14 protein-coding genes are annotated in these 14,704 nt (G+C 60.9%); 9 read left to right on the top strand and 5 right to left on the bottom strand.

The features are described from left to right. Nucleotides 1-10: 10 nt before the first annotated feature. On the top strand, nucleotides 11-1,207 hold the full coding sequence (locus FHX06_RS22735) for an adenylate/guanylate cyclase domain-containing protein (RefSeq protein WP_113210022.1): 1,197 nt from the start codon (nucleotides 11-13) through the stop codon (nucleotides 1,205-1,207). Nucleotides 1,208-1,308: 101 nt separating this feature from the next. On the opposite strand, the gene FHX06_RS22730 is transcribed toward FHX06_RS22735, so the two are convergent. After that, the gene (locus FHX06_RS22730; RefSeq protein WP_183880943.1) at nucleotides 1,309-2,196 is read right to left on the bottom strand and encodes a branched-chain amino acid aminotransferase; all 888 of its coding nucleotides are present in this window, start codon (nucleotides 2,194-2,196) and stop codon (nucleotides 1,309-1,311) included. 251 nt (nucleotides 2,197-2,447) lie between these two features. Between FHX06_RS22730 and FHX06_RS22725 the strand changes: the two genes are divergently transcribed. Both FHX06_RS22725 and FHX06_RS22720 read left to right on the top strand, forming a co-directional pair. Then, nucleotides 2,448-3,488 carry a zinc-dependent alcohol dehydrogenase family protein gene (locus FHX06_RS22725; RefSeq protein WP_113210024.1) on the top strand — a complete coding sequence of 347 codons (1,041 nt, stop codon included), beginning with the start codon at nucleotides 2,448-2,450 and terminating at the stop codon, nucleotides 3,486-3,488. Nucleotides 3,489-3,595: 107 nt separating this feature from the next. After that, on the top strand, nucleotides 3,596-4,501 hold the full coding sequence (locus FHX06_RS22720) for an adenylate/guanylate cyclase domain-containing protein (protein WP_113210066.1): 906 nt from the start codon (nucleotides 3,596-3,598) through the stop codon (nucleotides 4,499-4,501). Nucleotides 4,502-4,504: 3 nt separating this feature from the next. On the opposite strand, the gene tetR is transcribed toward FHX06_RS22720, so the two are convergent. Further along, a complete protein-coding gene (tetR, locus tag FHX06_RS22715; protein ID WP_113210025.1) occupies nucleotides 4,505-5,116 on the bottom strand; it encodes a tetracycline resistance transcriptional repressor TetR in 612 nt (203 codons plus the stop codon). 77 nt (nucleotides 5,117-5,193) lie between these two features. On the opposite strand from tetR, the gene tet reads away from it, so the two are divergent. After that, complete coding sequence (tet, locus tag FHX06_RS22710; protein ID WP_113210026.1) at nucleotides 5,194-6,372, top strand: Tet(A)/Tet(B)/Tet(C) family tetracycline efflux MFS transporter; 1,179 nt, start codon at nucleotides 5,194-5,196, stop codon at nucleotides 6,370-6,372. A 42-nt stretch (nucleotides 6,373-6,414) separates the two neighbouring features. Here the strand turns inward: tet and FHX06_RS22705 are convergent, their stop codons facing one another. Continuing rightward, nucleotides 6,415-7,233 (bottom strand): sugar phosphate isomerase/epimerase family protein, encoded by an 819-nt coding sequence (locus tag FHX06_RS22705; protein WP_113145868.1) that lies wholly within the window; start codon nucleotides 7,231-7,233, stop codon nucleotides 6,415-6,417. A gap of 272 nt (nucleotides 7,234-7,505) precedes the next feature. Between FHX06_RS22705 and FHX06_RS22700 the strand changes: the two genes are divergently transcribed. The 4 genes from FHX06_RS22700 to FHX06_RS22685 all read left to right on the top strand — a co-directional run bounded on the left by FHX06_RS22700 (nucleotide 7,506) and on the right by FHX06_RS22685 (nucleotide 11,715). Next, on the top strand, nucleotides 7,506-7,970 hold the full coding sequence (locus tag FHX06_RS22700; protein WP_112543054.1) for a cupin domain-containing protein: 465 nt from the start codon (nucleotides 7,506-7,508) through the stop codon (nucleotides 7,968-7,970). A gap of 171 nt (nucleotides 7,971-8,141) precedes the next feature. Further along, complete coding sequence (locus tag FHX06_RS22695) at nucleotides 8,142-9,878, top strand: hypothetical protein (RefSeq protein WP_113210027.1); 1,737 nt, start codon at nucleotides 8,142-8,144, stop codon at nucleotides 9,876-9,878. Nucleotides 9,879-10,014: 136 nt separating this feature from the next. Then, nucleotides 10,015-10,785 (top strand): trans-aconitate 2-methyltransferase, encoded by a 771-nt coding sequence (gene tam, locus FHX06_RS22690; RefSeq protein ID WP_113014948.1) that lies wholly within the window; start codon nucleotides 10,015-10,017, stop codon nucleotides 10,783-10,785. A 219-nt stretch (nucleotides 10,786-11,004) separates the two neighbouring features. After that, the gene (locus FHX06_RS22685; protein WP_113014949.1) at nucleotides 11,005-11,715 is read left to right on the top strand and encodes a hypothetical protein; all 711 of its coding nucleotides are present in this window, start codon (nucleotides 11,005-11,007) and stop codon (nucleotides 11,713-11,715) included. A 58-nt stretch (nucleotides 11,716-11,773) separates the two neighbouring features. On the opposite strand, the gene FHX06_RS22680 is transcribed toward FHX06_RS22685, so the two are convergent. After that, entirely contained in the window at nucleotides 11,774-12,391 is a 618-nt protein-coding gene (locus tag FHX06_RS22680; protein WP_113116224.1) for a LysE family translocator, read from the bottom strand. 148 nt (nucleotides 12,392-12,539) lie between these two features. Here FHX06_RS22680 and zwf point away from each other — a divergent pair, with 148 nt between their 5' ends. Continuing rightward, on the top strand, nucleotides 12,540-14,048 hold the full coding sequence (gene zwf / locus FHX06_RS22675) for a glucose-6-phosphate dehydrogenase (protein WP_113210028.1): 1,509 nt from the start codon (nucleotides 12,540-12,542) through the stop codon (nucleotides 14,046-14,048). A gap of 29 nt (nucleotides 14,049-14,077) precedes the next feature. On the opposite strand, the gene FHX06_RS22670 is transcribed toward zwf, so the two are convergent. Next, nucleotides 14,078-14,368 (bottom strand): hypothetical protein, encoded by a 291-nt coding sequence (locus tag FHX06_RS22670; RefSeq protein WP_113116226.1) that lies wholly within the window; start codon nucleotides 14,366-14,368, stop codon nucleotides 14,078-14,080. Nucleotides 14,369-14,704: the final 336 nt, after the last annotated feature.

Raw genomic sequence — 14,704 nt, 5'->3', positions numbered from 1 at the left:
GAGAACACCCATGAACAATCTGCTCGACATCGACTACGCCGTTGAAACCAGGGCGCCCGCCGGCAGTCTCAACACGACGGCGGTGCTCGGCCTCATCGAATGGCTGACCGGCGACGAATGCCATGCCCTCGACGAGGTCGGCCTTGTCTCCGGCCTTGGCCGCCGCCTGCGTGCGCTCGGCGTTCCGGTCGACCGGCTGACATTGCATCTCATGACGCTGCATCCGGAATATATCGGCCGCACCATCGCCTGGGCGCCAGGCGAACCGGTCGAGATCCATGACCGCGAGCACGGAACGCGGCTAGCCATTGCCAACACGCCGCTTCAGAGGGTTTTCGAAAGCCGCGAAATGCTCGTCGTCGGTCCGGGCCAGAGCCCACATGGCCGCTGGCAGCATATCGATGTCTTTGCCGGACGCGCTCTGGTGCAGCTGATGATCGCTCCGCTCTGCAATGCCGATGGCCCGGTCAGCGCCGCGATCTTCGGCACCAAGCGGCCGGGCGGTTTCACATCATCGGAAATGCAGGTGATCGAACGCATAATCCCGGCGCTGCGCAATACCAGTGAACTCCGTATCCTGCGCCAGGTCGAACTCAGCCTGCTCGACACCTATATCGGCCCGTTGACGGCGAGCCGCATCCTGGCCGGCCGCATCCGCCAGGGCGAAATCGAATCCATGCAGGCGGCCCTCCTGCTCTGCGACCTCAGAGGTTTTACCGAACTCTCTAACCGCCTGCCAGGCGAAACGGTGCTCGGGTTGCTGAACGCCTATTTCGACCGGGTCATTCCGGCGATTACGCACGAAGGCGGCGAAGTGCTGAAGTTCATGGGCGATGCGGTGCTCGCCTTCTTCCCCGGATATGATGCGACGCGTACCTGCAATGCAGCGCTTTCGGCGGCACGGGCGATCCTCGAAGCGCTCGATGGGTTCAAATATGACGGCATCGGCGCCAAGGCGGGCATCGCGCTGCATCATGGCGAGGTCAGCTACGGCAATATCGGCTCCGGCCGGCGACTGGATTTCACGCTGATCGGCGGGGACGTCAATCTTGTCAGCCGTATCCAGGGCGCATGCAGCGAGCTTGGGGAACAGTTGCTGATGTCGGAGGCATTTTTCGAGGCGGTGAAGCCGGAGGATGCGGTTTCGGCGGGAAGCCATCGGTTGAAGGGCTTCCCTGACGGGGTTGAGTTGTACAGGGTGAGGTAGGTGAACCGCGCCGTACCGCAGGCCCTTCGCATGGCTTGGGGCGTTCGCTGCTGCCGTTGATTCACTGGATCTATTGCAGCACCGCGCGGCAGCGCAGCTTGCTACTCATCACTCGCGGAGCGGCCGTAGGCCCAATCCATATAGAGTTCCAGCGCCTTGCGGGTGACCGGACCTTCCTGGAAATTGCGGCCGTCGAGCCTGTTGACGCCGACCACCTTGGAATAGTTGCCGGTCGTGAAAATCTCGTCGGCACCCATGAAATCGTCGACCGAGAGCGTCGCCTCGCGCACGTCGAAGCCGGCCTTGTGCAGCAGGCCGAGAATGCGCTGCCGGGTAATGCCGGCGAGGAAGGTACGGTTGGCGACAGGCGTCAGGATCACCCCGTCCTTGACCATGAAGATGTTCGACGAGGCGGTTTCCACGACATTGCCGTTCGTGTCGCGTATCAGCGCGTTGTCGAAGCCGCGGCTTTTCGCTTCGGCAATTGCCCGACCGCTGTTCGGATAGAGCGAGCCCGCCTTGGCGTCGGTCATTGCGGTTTCCGGTGTCGGGCGGCGATAGGGAGATACGGTGAGCGATGAACCGCCATGGCCGCCCATTGCCGCTTCGAAAAGGCAGAGTGCGAAACGCGTCGATTCACCGTCGACAGTCACGACGCTGCCAGGCGAACCATGCTCGCCCCAATACATCGGCTTGATATAGATCGGCGTCTTGCCATCGAACTTCTTGACCCCTTCCCAAGTCAGCGCCTCGATCTCTTCGGCGGTCTTGAGTGGCTTCAGGCCCATGGCGACTGCAGAGCGGTTGACGCGCTGGCAATGCAGGTCGAGATCGGGCGCAATGCCGTCGAACCAGCGGGCGCCGTCGAAGACCGTGGAGCCGAGCCACATGGCATGCGAAGTCGGCCCGATCAGCGGCGGGTTGCCGGTAATCCATTCTCCGTCGACATAGGTCCATGTGGTCGTGCGGGGTGACGTATCGACGCGCATTTCAGCTCTCCTCCTGAAGTCGGCAAAGCAAAATCCTCACTGCCGGGGGCGGTCAAGCGCAAATTGACGGTTGAAACATCGACGCAAGAAAATGCCGGAGACCGCGTTACGATTGAAATATTGATGCGCGTTTGATGGTGCTAAAACGATGGGTGCATAAAGGAAAATGATGAAAGGCCGACTGGATGGATGCCACTGCCGCGTGCCATCATGGCAGGCGGAAAGGCGCGGGCGGACAAGGAGATGAACAGATGAAAGCCATGTATTACGAAGCCTTCGAACAGGCGCCTGAGATCCGCACCGTGCCGGACCCGACGCCTTCGGAAGACGGCGTGGTCATCGAGGTCGGCGCGACCGGCCTCTGCCGCAGCGACTGGCACGGCTGGATGGGCCATGACCCGGATATCCGTCTGCCGCATGTGCCGGGCCACGAGCTTGCGGGCAAGATCGTCGCGACCGGCAAGGGCGTCGTACGCTTCAAGGTCGGCGATCGGGTGACGGTGCCCTTCGTTTCCGGCTGCGGCCATTGCGGCGAATGCCATTCCGGCAACCAGCAGGTCTGCCCCAACCAGTTTCAGCCGGGCTTTACCCATTGGGGTTCATTCGCCGAATATGTCGGGATCGACTATGCCGACACCAATCTGGTGCATCTGCCAGAAAGCGTGGACGATGCCACCGCGGCGAGCCTTGGCTGCCGCTTCGCCACCTCCTTCCGCGCTGTCGCCGACCAGGCGCGCACCGGCCCGGGCGAATGGATCGCCGTGCACGGTTGCGGTGGCGTCGGGCTTTCGGCGATCATGATCGCCAGTGCACTGGGGGCCAATGCGATCGCCATCGATATTTCCGTGGAGAAGCTTGCCTTTGCGCGCGAATGCGGGGCTGTCGCCACGATCAATGCTTCCGCGGTCGGCGACGTGGCCGAAGCGGTGCGTGAGATCACCAAGGGTGGCGCGCATGTTTCCATCGATGCGCTCGGCCACCCTGTCACTTGCTTCAATTCGATCAAGAACCTGCGCCGGCGCGGCCGGCATGTGCAGGTGGGGCTGATGCTCGGCGAGCATTCGACGCCGCAAATCCCGATGGCGCAGGTGATCGGCCATGAGCTGGAAATCTACGGCAGCCACGGCATGCAGGCCTGGCGCTATGATGCGATGATGTCCATGCTCGCTGCCGGCAAGATCGCGCCACAGAAACTGATCGGCAGACGCATCAGCCTTGAAGAGGCAGTACCGGCGCTGATGACGCTCGACAGGGCCGAGGGCACCGGCATCAGTGTGATTACACAGTTCTAGGTGGTCGCAAAACGGTGGCCCGTGCCGTCGGGCTACCGAACCGAAGGTTGCGATCCCATCTATAGAGTGACGAAGCCAGCGATATGCCGGCGGCGATGGGGGAGTTCATGAGCGAGACACAACGCAAGCTGACAACGATCTTTGCAGCCGACGTGCAGGACTATACGCGCATGATGGGCGAGGACGAGGAAGGCACGCTCGCCATGCTCAAGCACTATCGCGATGCCATGTCGCGCCTGATCGCCTCCCATGGCGGGCGAGTGGTCAACACCTGGGGCGACGGGTTGCTTGCCGATTTTCCGAGCGTTGTCGAGGCGGTCCGGGCGGCAATCGACGTTCAGAACGAGCTTGCCGGCAAGAATGCGGCGCGACCGATGGACGGACGCATGCTCTTCCGTATCGGCATCAACCTCGGCGATGTCATTGTCGAAGGTGAGGATATCTATGGCGACGGCGTCAATATCGCGGCCCGCCTGCAGGCCTCTGCACCGCCCGGAGGGATCGTGATCTCCAACACGGTCTATGACCAGGTGCGCAACAAGGTGGCAGTCGGATTCGATTTCCTGGGGGCCCTGGAGATGAAGAATATCGCCGACGCGGTGCCAAGCTATGCCGTCCGCATCGGCGCTGTCGGTCCGGAGCCACAGAAGCCGGCGGCCGCTCCCGAACAGCCTGTCGAGATGCCGAAACCACGATCGGTGGCACCGCGCGGCAGGCTGCGCAAGCTTGGCGGCATTCTGGCTGTCATCGGCGCCATGATCTTGATCATCAATATTGCCACCTGGGAGGGGGAGTTCTGGGCTGTATGGCCGCTGCTCGCCTTCGCCTTCGTCGCGGCCATGATTTGGGTGCGCATGCAGGACCGTTTCGACCATCGCGTCGCCGCGCTTGCCGTCATCGGCGTTGGAATCGTCGCCATCAACATGCTGACATGGCACGGGACATTCTGGGCGATCTGGCCGATGCTGGGACTGTCTGTCGCTGCCGGGATTCGCTGGGCAATGCGCGACTGAGCATCAGGCGCGCTCTGCGAGCCGCCGTTCAGCGCCATAGATCATCATCTGCAGCCCGGCTTCGAAGAAAGCTTCGTGGCCGGATTTGCGGTAATGCACAATTGCCCGGTGTGTGAGCGGGAAATCGGCTGCGGCTGCGTCGAGCTTTTCCTGCTCCGGCGGCGGTTCTGTCTGTTCCTCGATGACGCAGCCGACCGTGTAGCGGGCAAGGGCGACGAGCAGTTCCATGGCGAATTCCGCTTCCATGCCCGCTCCGACGAGGACAGCGATATGGGCTTCGACATTGGGAAGGTCCTGCGGACTGGTTTCCGTGCCGGCATGCACGCGGCCACCGTCGCGATAGCTCAAGAGCGTGCGACGGAAATCACGGGTGTTTTCGAGCATGAAGTCCCGCCAGTTCTCAGGCACGACCGTCCAGTCGTGGGTGTGGCCGCGCGCCATGATCTCCTCGGCCATGGCTTCAATCAGCGCCCGCTTGCTCTTGAAATGCCAGTAAAGCGCGGGCTGGCGCACATTCAGCCGATCGGCGAGCAGCCGTGTGGAGAGGGCATCGATGCCCACCTCGTTCAAGAGCTTCAGCGCTTGGTCGACGATCTGCGCCCGATCCACCTTCATCCTGTTTCCATTCCCTGTTGCCATTTCAATTTATCAGCGATAAGGAACTTATCAGTGATAAATTTTCGGGTAATCCCATGAAAAAGGCGCTCACCGTCATCTATGCCACCGTCATCCTCGATGCGGCCGGCATCGGGCTGACCTTGCCGATCTTTCCGCGGCTCCTGGAGGATGTCGGCCATACCGACAATCTCGGATGGCGATTCGGTGCCTTTCTGGCGCTTTATGCGCTGATGCAGTTCATCTTCTCTCCGGTGCTTGGGTCGCTGTCGGACCGGTTCGGCCGCAAGCCGGTGCTGATGCTGTCGCTTGGCGGGGCGGCGTTCGACTACGTGTTCATGGCCGTTGCTCCATCGCTCTGGCTGCTCTTCATCGGCCGGGCGATCGCCGGCATTACCGGTGCCAGCAACGCGGTCGCTGCCGCCTGCGTGACCGACATTACCGAAGATGCCGAGCGCACGCGCCGCTTCGGTCAGCTCAGCGCCTGCTTCGGCATCGGCTTCATCGCCGGACCGGCGATCGGCGGCGTGCTGGGTGAGTTTTCCGTGCGGCTGCCCTTCATCGCCGCTGCAGGGCTCAATGCAGCCAACCTGCTGATGGCCCTCTTCCTTCTGCCGGAGACGCGCAGAACCGGTACAGAAGCCGAGAGCCACGAGTTTTCGCCGCTGGCGCATTTCCGCTGGCTGCTGGGCTACCGGCTGCTGCTGCCCCTCGCCGGCGCCTATTTCATCCTTGCGCTTGTCGGCGAGGTCGGCGGCACGATCTGGGTGCTCTATGGTCAGGACAAGTTTTCATGGTCGCCGATGATGGTCGGGCTCTCACTCGCCGCTTTCGGTTTCTTCCATGCCGTCGTGCAGGCCTTCATCGCGGGGCCGATCAGCGAAAGATGGGGGGAGCACCGTGCGCTCCTGATCGGCATCGTCGCCGACAGCGCCGCCTATATCATCATCGCGCTGGTGACAGAGGGCTGGATGGCCTTCCTGCTGATGCCGCTCTTCTGCCTCGGCGGCATCGGGGCGCCCGCCCTGCAGTCTCTGGTGACAGGGCGCGTCGACAGCGACCATCAGGGACGTGCGCAGGGGCTGCTTGCGAGCATGACCAGCCTTGCCTCGATCATCGGGCCGCTGGCGATCAGCACCATCTACTTCGCTTCGCGCGGTGTTTTCCCGGGGCTTGTCTGGGTCCTGGGCGCAGGTTTCTACGTGCTCTGCCTGCCGGTTGCCTTCACGCACCGGTCGAAGGATGCGCCTGCCTGAAAGCGGACGGCGGCGGGATGATCAGCCCGCCGCCTGTCTCGGTTACTGGGCGACGCCGATCGAAGCCAGGTATTCAGCCGAAGCGATGATCTTCGACTTGTCCTTGATCTCGATGATCAGGCGCGGGTTGCTTTCGACCTTGGCAAGGGCAGCGAAGATCGCACGCCAGTTGACCGTGCCTTCGCCCAGCGCCCAGTGGCGGTCGGCATAACCATCGGCATCCTGCAGGTGCACATGGCCGAGGCGGTTGCCGGCGGCATGGACGTAATAATCCACAGGCGGGGCGCCGGTGGAGCCGTGGGCATAGTGGGCATGGCCGGTGTCGATCGAGACGGCGACGGCCGGCGAGTTGAAGCTCTCGGCCAAAGCCACGCGGATATGCGGGTCCTTGTCTTCGATGTTTTCGATGACGAGGGTGCAGCCGATTTCCTCGGCGCGCTTCACCGCATCGCGCATCGTCTGATGGCAGTAATCGATGATGCTTTCGCGCTCGCCGGGATTGTTGTCGAGATTGTTGTAGCCCCACGTCGTATAGGGGCTGTGGACGACCATATGCGTGCCGCCGATCGCAGCGCAGACATCGAGGCCCTGCAGCATGCGGCGGGAGACGACGGCGCGGATATCCGGATCCTGCGAGGCGATGACGAATCCCCAGAACGGACCATGGATGCCGACGCGGCCCTTGTAGCCGTCGAGCAGCCTCCTGACGTGATCGGCGCGCGGGGTCCAATCGCCATTCAGAACATCTGCATTGATGAAGCTCTGCAGTTCGAGATCACGAGACTTTTCGAAGAGCCAATCACGATGGTTTTCGAGTTCGTTGATCGTCATGGCGGCGCCGACGATGGGAAGAGAAGACATGGGGGTGCTCCGCTGATGGTATGCCGGATTGGCAGGGAAGGATCGGCGCGTTCTATGCGCCTCTTCTGTGTCGCCGATATTACAGAAAAGACGACGGCCAACCTGTCGCACTTGCGCTGCGGGGAAGCCATACCGATATGATCGCGGTCGGCTTCGGAGCCTGAAAGCGCGCAAAGTCGCTTGTTCTTCGCCCCTCCCCCGATTTTGCGGCGGTTGCCAAAACGACCGCGAAGGTCTATCGGACCGCCCCGCAAGAAAAAGAAAGAGACACCATGTCCAACTCATTTGTGAAAACAGATGCCCGGACGGAGGCAAGAAGCTTCTTCGTGCTGGGCGACAAGGTCGAGCGACGGGCTCGACTCACCGGCAACTGGCTGAACATCTTCGACATGACGGTTGCGCCCGGCGGTAAGACGCCGCGTCACGCCCATGCAAGCCCGGAAGTCTTCCGGATCATCGAAGGTACGCTGACGATCTGGCGGCTGACCGATACCGGGCCGGAAGAGATCCAGGCGAGCGCGGGCGACATCGTCACCATCGCCCCCTTCATGGTGCACGGCTATTCCAACAACGGAACCGTCCCCGCAGTCTTTTCCGCCATCGTCGATCGCGAAATGGCAGAATTCATAGAGACCGAGGGCGTTACCGAGCAGCCGCAGGGCAGCCCGTCGCCGGAAACGGTGGCGCGTATGCGGGCCGCTGCAAACGCCCACGGGATCACGATCCTGGCGGCGTAAGCGCCGTCAGTTTCTCTTGACGCCGCGCAACGGCCAGCGAAGAGATCGTCTCCGACGGTAGGCTGCGCGTTAAACACATTCTCTATTTGAGAAACCCAAGCATAGCTTTCGTATTGCGCGCAACGGTTGATGCGCTAGCATATATTTCGCGGTGTCTGGGGATTTGTGGTCGTGTTTCTGCGTACTGTCGTTTTAGGGATCTTGGCGTCGACAATCTGGTTCGGAACTGCATGCGCAGACATCACAATTCAGCGTGTGCCGATTGATAATTCCTCCCCGGTTCTGCTCCTCAAAGGTGAGTTTAGCCAATCCGACAATCCCGAACTGCTTGCCCGCGAAGTTGCGGCAAGCGGAGCCAAGGTAATCACCTTTGACAGCAATGGTGGTCACGTTCTCTCGGCAATGGCCTATGGGCGAATGATCCGGTCGCTAGGATTATCAACTCTGCAGCTTCGGTCCTCGCAATGTGCCTCTGCTTGTGCGCTGTCGTTTGTCGGCGGCGTGAACCGCCAAGCGGAGCCAGGCGCGATCGGCGTCCACCAGTCTTCCTTCTCGCCGGAGAGCAATATCGAAGGCAATGCTGCTGTCGCCGCGGTTCAGGCGATGACCGCAGAGATCATGACATACCTCATCGAGATGGATGTCGATCCCAAGCTGCTCCAGCTTAGCTTATCGGTTCCCAGCGATGACATGCGATATCTCACCGCGAACGAAATGCAGAACTACAAGGTCACGTGGGGCAGTCTGCCCGCTCTGCCGGAGCGCGCTGCATCGACCGAAGCGGCTCCGACCACCGTCCCGCCCTCGACAAATACTGAAGTCACTCCACTGACGACCGAGCAAAAGGCTCTCGCCTTTGTGGCAACTTACCACGACGCATGGTCCCGCGGGAATTCCGAAGCGCTTGATTTCGTGGAGAAGGCTTACGCCGACACGGTCGACTTCTACGGCAAGGCTACTCCCAAAGCGATCGTAATTCGTGAAAAACGAGACTTCGCATCAAGATGGCCGATCCGAGCCTACAGTGTGAAACCTGGGTCGGCGCGGGTGACATGTTCGGAGACCTGCAGGATAGATGGCGTCCTTGATTGGTACGCCAAGCGCGACGTTGATGACCGGGTGTCTTCGGGGACAGCGGAATTCTCGCTCGTTTGGGACCAGAGGGCCGGAACCATTATCTCGGAGACGGGGAAGGTCATAGCGACCGACAAGGGCGCGTCCCAACCCACTCGCCTGATATCGCAATGGAAGGAGCAGAATACTGCGTGCCGAGGCGGCAGCGGAGATTCTGCCGAGACAATGGCGGCCTGCGACCGGCGCGAGACCGTCGGAACGAAGCTCCAGGCTGTGGGCTGGTGTTATGGCCGTGAAGGCGAGTACGGGTACCAGATGGAATGGCGCGCTTGCGATGCTGCGTCACCTCAACAGGACAGAGCAGTCGCCGCAGCGTCTCCCGCAATCAAGGTCAAGCGGCCAAACGCAAGCGACTTCCCGATTCAAGGTCGGTTTACCGGAAAGACAGTGTTGCCGGATTTCAAAAGGCGAGACCGTGAGTTCAACAGCTTCAGAACGCGCATCCGCGAGGGAATGCGCGAAGGACCGAATTTTGCAGGACACTATACGCTTATCCAGATTGGTTGCGGTGCAGGGTGTTCTTTCGCCATAGTCGCCGACAACCAGACCGGTCGTCCGGCATCTTTCCCCCGTGGTGGCGAAGACAACATGTATCTGAACCTGGATTATAGCCGGGACAGCCGACTTGTTGCCGTCCAGTGGCTGAGTTACGACGTCAACAAGTGTTTCATCGAGTTCTTTGACTTTGATCGGAATACATGGAAGCCCATCAGCAAAACCGAGATCGGCGACACCGATGCCTGCTACAAGCCGATAAAAGAAAACCTTCGCTGAACCCGCTGACATTCGTCGAGATCGGAAATGTGCAAGCGCTAGTGCGGCGATTCTGGCCGCCTGAATCGGTCGGTTCGTATCGACAAAGTTCGCATCCGCCGCGTCGAGGACGTGGCCTGATATCAGGAGAAAAACGATGGCATGGTCAGCCAGCCAATATGTGAAATTCGAGGATGAGCGCACGCGCCCGGCGCGCGACCTGCTGGCGCAGGTACCCCTGACGGAGCTGCGCCACGCCGTCGATCTCGGCTGCGGGCCGGGGAATTCGACCGAGCTGATCATCGACCGCTACGGCGCGCAAAATGTGTCTGGTCTCGACAGCGACCTGAACATGCTGGAGGCAGCCCGCAAGCGTCTGCCGGGCACGGCTTTCGTGGAGGCCGACCTTTCCACCTGGCAGCCCTCGGAGCCGGCGGACCTGCTCTTTGCCAATGCCGTGTTCCAGTGGCTGCCCAGCCATCTCGACATTTTCGACAGACTGATGGACGGGCTGGCGCCGGGCGGCGTGCTTGCCGTGCAGATGCCCGACAATCTCGGCGAGCCGAGCCATCTGATGATGGAGGAGACGGCGCATGCCGGCCCGTGGAAGGGTGCCTTCGAGAAGAAGAGCGTACGTCGCAACGTGCTGCCACCTCCTTCGACCTATTACAGCCGGCTGATCGCCAAGTCGTCGCGGGTCGACATCTGGCATACGATCTACAATCATCCGATGGACAACGCGGCTGCCATCGTCGAATGGGTCAAGGGAACGGGTCTTCGCCCCTATCTCGACCATGCCGGCGAAGAGCATCGCGAGGCGTTTCTGGCCGACTATCTGCAACGCGTCGACAGGGTCTATCCAAAGGCGGCCGACGGCAAGGTGCTGTTGAAATTCCCGCGTCTCTTCATGGTGGCCGTGAAGGCCTGACCGGCAAATCCTGATTTCTCTGGCGCCGGCAGCGATTCATCCATCGCTGCCGGCATCATTTTGTCGTCATTTCGCAAGCCACACGCAAAGTTTGAAGTGTAGCGATCCGTCTTGGGGTTTCTCAATCCAGACGTGCTTTTGCCGGCGTCATCGACGCCGATCGCTATCCGTTAAACGCCTTTGCGCATTGCGCGCGAGGACCGACAAAGAGATTTTGAGATGGTTTCTTCTGTTTCCAACATCAGGCTGCAGACCGCGCAGATCGCACTGCAGGTGATCAAGGGCGGCTCTTCAGAGAGCAGCTCCAGCAGCAGCACGACCGACCACGATTATTCCAGCCTGCCCTCGCAGACCCGCTCGGCGCTCTCGGTCATGCTCGACAAGATCAATGCCGGCAAGGCCGGATCGACTGACGCAGCCGGCAATACTGTTGCCAGCACCGATATCACCACCGCCTCCTTCATGGCGCTGCTGCGCCAGAACATGACGGCCGCGGCCGACGCCAAGGGTGCGGGTAGCCAGGAAGCCGCCATGCTTGCCGCCTTCAAGAAGGGCCAGCTGACGGTCACCGATCCGACCCAGGGCGTTTCGATCAAGGCCTGGGACGTGACCGATCCCAAGGAGGCCGATGTCGACCAGAAGAAGGGCACCGACATCAAGACCGACGACTGGAACGACTTCCTGCGTGACCATCTGCAGCGCGATTCGCATGGCCGTCTTGTCAGAAGCGAAAACGGCAGCTTCATCGAGAAGGGCACCGGCAACGAAGTCTATTTCGGCCAGGTCGGCTCGCAGAACTACTACATCACTTGGCCGGCGAAGTCCGAGACCAAGCCCGCCAATGGCACAGGGGACAAGCCGGCAACCGACGGCGCCGGTTCAAAGCCGGCCACCGATACGACCACCGACAAGTCCGACTCCAAGGCATAAGCGACCAACGTTCTACGACGGCCATTGCGAAAGGTTCTTCCGCAATGGCCGTTTTCTTTCAGGAGACAGCAAGCTCGGCCAGCGACAGGACAGCCGTCGCAAGGATGACGAGGCCGAAGCAGATGTTGAGGATCCTTTCGCTCGACGGCTCAAGCCGCATCTTGCCCAAGACGACACCCAGCCACAGCCAGAAAATGTCGACGATAATCATGACGAGGACGCAGAGCACCCATTTGGCCTGCATGTCCAGCGCGCCGTCCTGCGAGAGCCGATAGGCGGCAAACAGCGAGGCGAAGGCGATATAGGCCTTGGGATTGGTGAGACCGAGCACGACACCACCAGCAACGGTCGGCGAAGCGCGCCGACGCGCGGCCGAGAGATCAGCGCCGACCGGTGCCGATGCAATCTTCCACGACAGCCAGACCAGATAGAGAGCGGCCGCGACCGTCATGATCAACATTGCCATGGGAATTGCCGCGATCAATGACAACAGACCGGCAGCCGCGGCTGCGGCAGCAACTGCCAGACCGATCTGCAGACCGAGATAGAAGCGCAGGCCGGTCGTCATGCCATGCTGGCGGCCGATCGCCAGAAGAGCAGCAATCGCCGGTCCGGGCGAACCGAGAAGAGCAAGAGCAGCCGTGAGGAAGAAGCCTGCGCTGACAAGATCGATCATGCACCACCCAATGACATAACGATATCTTTATGTCTTTATATATTTATAGCGCTCTGTCAAACACTTGTTATCCTTGAGCTGCAAGGTGCTTGCGGCAAAGCCGGAGCGCTTTATATTCGGCCGGACAATTCAGCAGGAGATGACACGCATGGACGCTCACCCCACCCCGCCCGTCACTCTCGTCATCTTCGGCGCCACCGGCGACCTGACACGGCGACTGCTGGTCCCGGCCATCATCAATCTCACCCGCAGCCGCCTCGTCGGCACGGATCTCAACATCCTCGGCGTCGGTATCGAACCGGGCGACGATGAATTCCTGCGCCAGCGGCTGGATGCCTTTCTCGCCCATCTCGAAGGCGAGGAGGCAAGCGCGAAGGACGAAGCCTGGGAGAGCCTGCGACCGCGCATCTCTTATCTGCAGGGCGATTTCACCAAGGACGATATCTTCCTCGAAATCGGCAAGCGGCTTGGCAAGACCTGCAATGCGGCCTTCTATCTCGCCGTACCACCGAGCTTCTTCGGGCCGATTGTCGAAAAACTTGCCAGTCTCGGGCTAATGGACGAGAGCGAGGGTTGCTTCCGCCGTGTGGCGATCGAAAAGCCGTTCGGCACCGACCTCGCGTCAGCGCGTGCCCTGAATGAGCGCATCCTCGCTCAGGTCGAAGAAAGCCAAGTGTACCGGCTCGATCATTTCCTCGGCAAGGAAACTGTACAGAACCTGATGACGGCGCGTTTCGCCAACATGATGATCGAGTCGCTGTGGAATAACCGCTATATCGACCACGTGCAGATCACCGCCTCGGAGATCGTCGATGTCGGCACACGCGGGAAATTCTACGACGCGACCGGCGCGCTGCGCGACATGATCCCCAACCATCTCTTCCAGCTTCTGGCGATGATCGCCATGGAGCCGCCGAACAGTTTCGACGCCGAGGCGATCCGCAACGAGAAGAGCAAGGTGCTGAAGGCGCTGCGCATCTATACGCCAGAGGAAGCCAAGGCGAATGGCGTGCGCGGGGCTTACGCCGCCGGTCCGCTGAATGGTACCGACTTGCCCGCCTATCGCGATACGAAGGACATTTCGCCCACCAGCAAGACCGAGACCTATGTGGCGCTGAAGCTCTATGCCGATACGTGGCGCTGGGCCGGCGTTCCCTTCTATCTGCGCACCGGCAAGGCGATGACGGCGCGCGATACGGAAATCGTCATCACCTTCCAGCCGGTTCCTTTCGCGCAATTTCGCGAGACGGAGGTCAACCGCCGCCTGCCGCCGAACAGGCTCGTCATCCAGGTGCAGCCGGACGAGGGCATGAGCATGGAGATTTCCATCAAATCGCCCGGACAATCCGTCGACACAGTGCCGGTCTCGCTCGATTTCCGCTATGCCGACAAATTCGATATCGGCAAGACGACCGGCTACGAATCGCTGCTCTACGACCTCTTCATCGGCGACCAGACACTATTCCAGCGCGCCGACGGCATCGAGGCCGGCTGGGCGGCCGTGCAGCCCTTCCTTGACGAGTGGGCGAAGGACGATCGCATTCCGGATTCCTACGCTCCCGGCACCATGGGACCCGCCTGCGCCGACGAACTGATCCAGCGCGACGGCCGCGAGTGGCATGAACTGGGCGTTATCCTTCACAGGAACGGCAAATAGCCGTTCCTGCTCTCGGTCCACCTCGACCGTCAGCGGCAGGCCGCTGCCAGCGTGTGGTCACGCTCGGCATTGCGATAAGCGCGCGTGCCATGTTTCGGGCAGACTGTCCGCTCCGACGGAATAACGACTGTGACATTGTCATTTTCAACGGGATCCAGCGGAATCGAGATGCCGCCGCCGTTTGCGTTGGCGTCCGGCACGGTGCCGGGCGGCATGCCGCCAAAGCGGCCGGAATAATCCATATCGCCGAGGGTCTGGGCGAAGACCGGGGCGGCGAAACCGAGGAGGATGATCGAGGCTGCTGCAATCACCGTACGCATGACCAAATTCCTTCTTATGTGGCCGATATGAAACGAGATTTGAGCATGCATCGTTCCAGCCGATCCGGCCGTCGGTAAAAGATCCGGCTTGATTTAATCTAGGGAGGGTGAGCGCGAATTTCCATGCAGCGCGCGATGTTCCCGAAGGTTTGATCCCATATCAAAAGGCGATTGCGCGTTTGAGAAAAATATGCGGGGTGGCGGGTGACCGACGGGCCCAAATAGCAGCGTTGATCGGGCTCGCCCAGCCGTGAAACACTCGGGGAAGAACGAGGAAAATGCTGAGAAACAAAGCCCTCGGACGATGCCGAGGGCTCACTGAAATGATGGATCGGG

Source organism: Rhizobium sp. BK512, assembly GCF_014194915.1.
GTDB lineage: Bacteria > Pseudomonadota > Alphaproteobacteria > Rhizobiales > Rhizobiaceae > Rhizobium.
This window is presented reverse-complemented; position numbering and strand designations above follow the sequence as displayed.

Excerpts from the sequence above, each read along its gene's own strand:
- FHX06_RS22735 (WP_113210022.1), top strand. The coding sequence starts at position 11 with ATGAACAATCTGCTCGACATCGACTACGCCGTTGAAACCAGGGCGCCC.
- FHX06_RS22730 (WP_183880943.1), bottom strand. The coding sequence starts at position 2,196 with ATGCGCGTCGATACGTCACCCCGCACGACCACATGGACCTATGTCGAC.
- FHX06_RS22725 (WP_113210024.1), top strand. The coding sequence starts at position 2,448 with ATGAAAGCCATGTATTACGAAGCCTTCGAACAGGCGCCTGAGATCCGC.
- FHX06_RS22720 (WP_113210066.1), top strand. The coding sequence starts at position 3,596 with ATGAGCGAGACACAACGCAAGCTGACAACGATCTTTGCAGCCGACGTG.
- tetR (WP_113210025.1), bottom strand. The coding sequence starts at position 5,116 with ATGAAGGTGGATCGGGCGCAGATCGTCGACCAAGCGCTGAAGCTCTTG.
- tet (WP_113210026.1), top strand. The coding sequence starts at position 5,194 with ATGAAAAAGGCGCTCACCGTCATCTATGCCACCGTCATCCTCGATGCG.
- FHX06_RS22705 (WP_113145868.1), bottom strand. The coding sequence starts at position 7,233 with ATGTCTTCTCTTCCCATCGTCGGCGCCGCCATGACGATCAACGAACTC.
- FHX06_RS22700 (WP_112543054.1), top strand. The coding sequence starts at position 7,506 with ATGTCCAACTCATTTGTGAAAACAGATGCCCGGACGGAGGCAAGAAGC.
- tam (WP_113014948.1), top strand. The coding sequence starts at position 10,015 with ATGGCATGGTCAGCCAGCCAATATGTGAAATTCGAGGATGAGCGCACG.
- FHX06_RS22685 (WP_113014949.1), top strand. The coding sequence starts at position 11,005 with ATGGTTTCTTCTGTTTCCAACATCAGGCTGCAGACCGCGCAGATCGCA.
- FHX06_RS22680 (WP_113116224.1), bottom strand. The coding sequence starts at position 12,391 with ATGATCGATCTTGTCAGCGCAGGCTTCTTCCTCACGGCTGCTCTTGCT.
- zwf (WP_113210028.1), top strand. The coding sequence starts at position 12,540 with ATGGACGCTCACCCCACCCCGCCCGTCACTCTCGTCATCTTCGGCGCC.
- FHX06_RS22670 (WP_113116226.1), bottom strand. The coding sequence starts at position 14,368 with ATGCGTACGGTGATTGCAGCAGCCTCGATCATCCTCCTCGGTTTCGCC.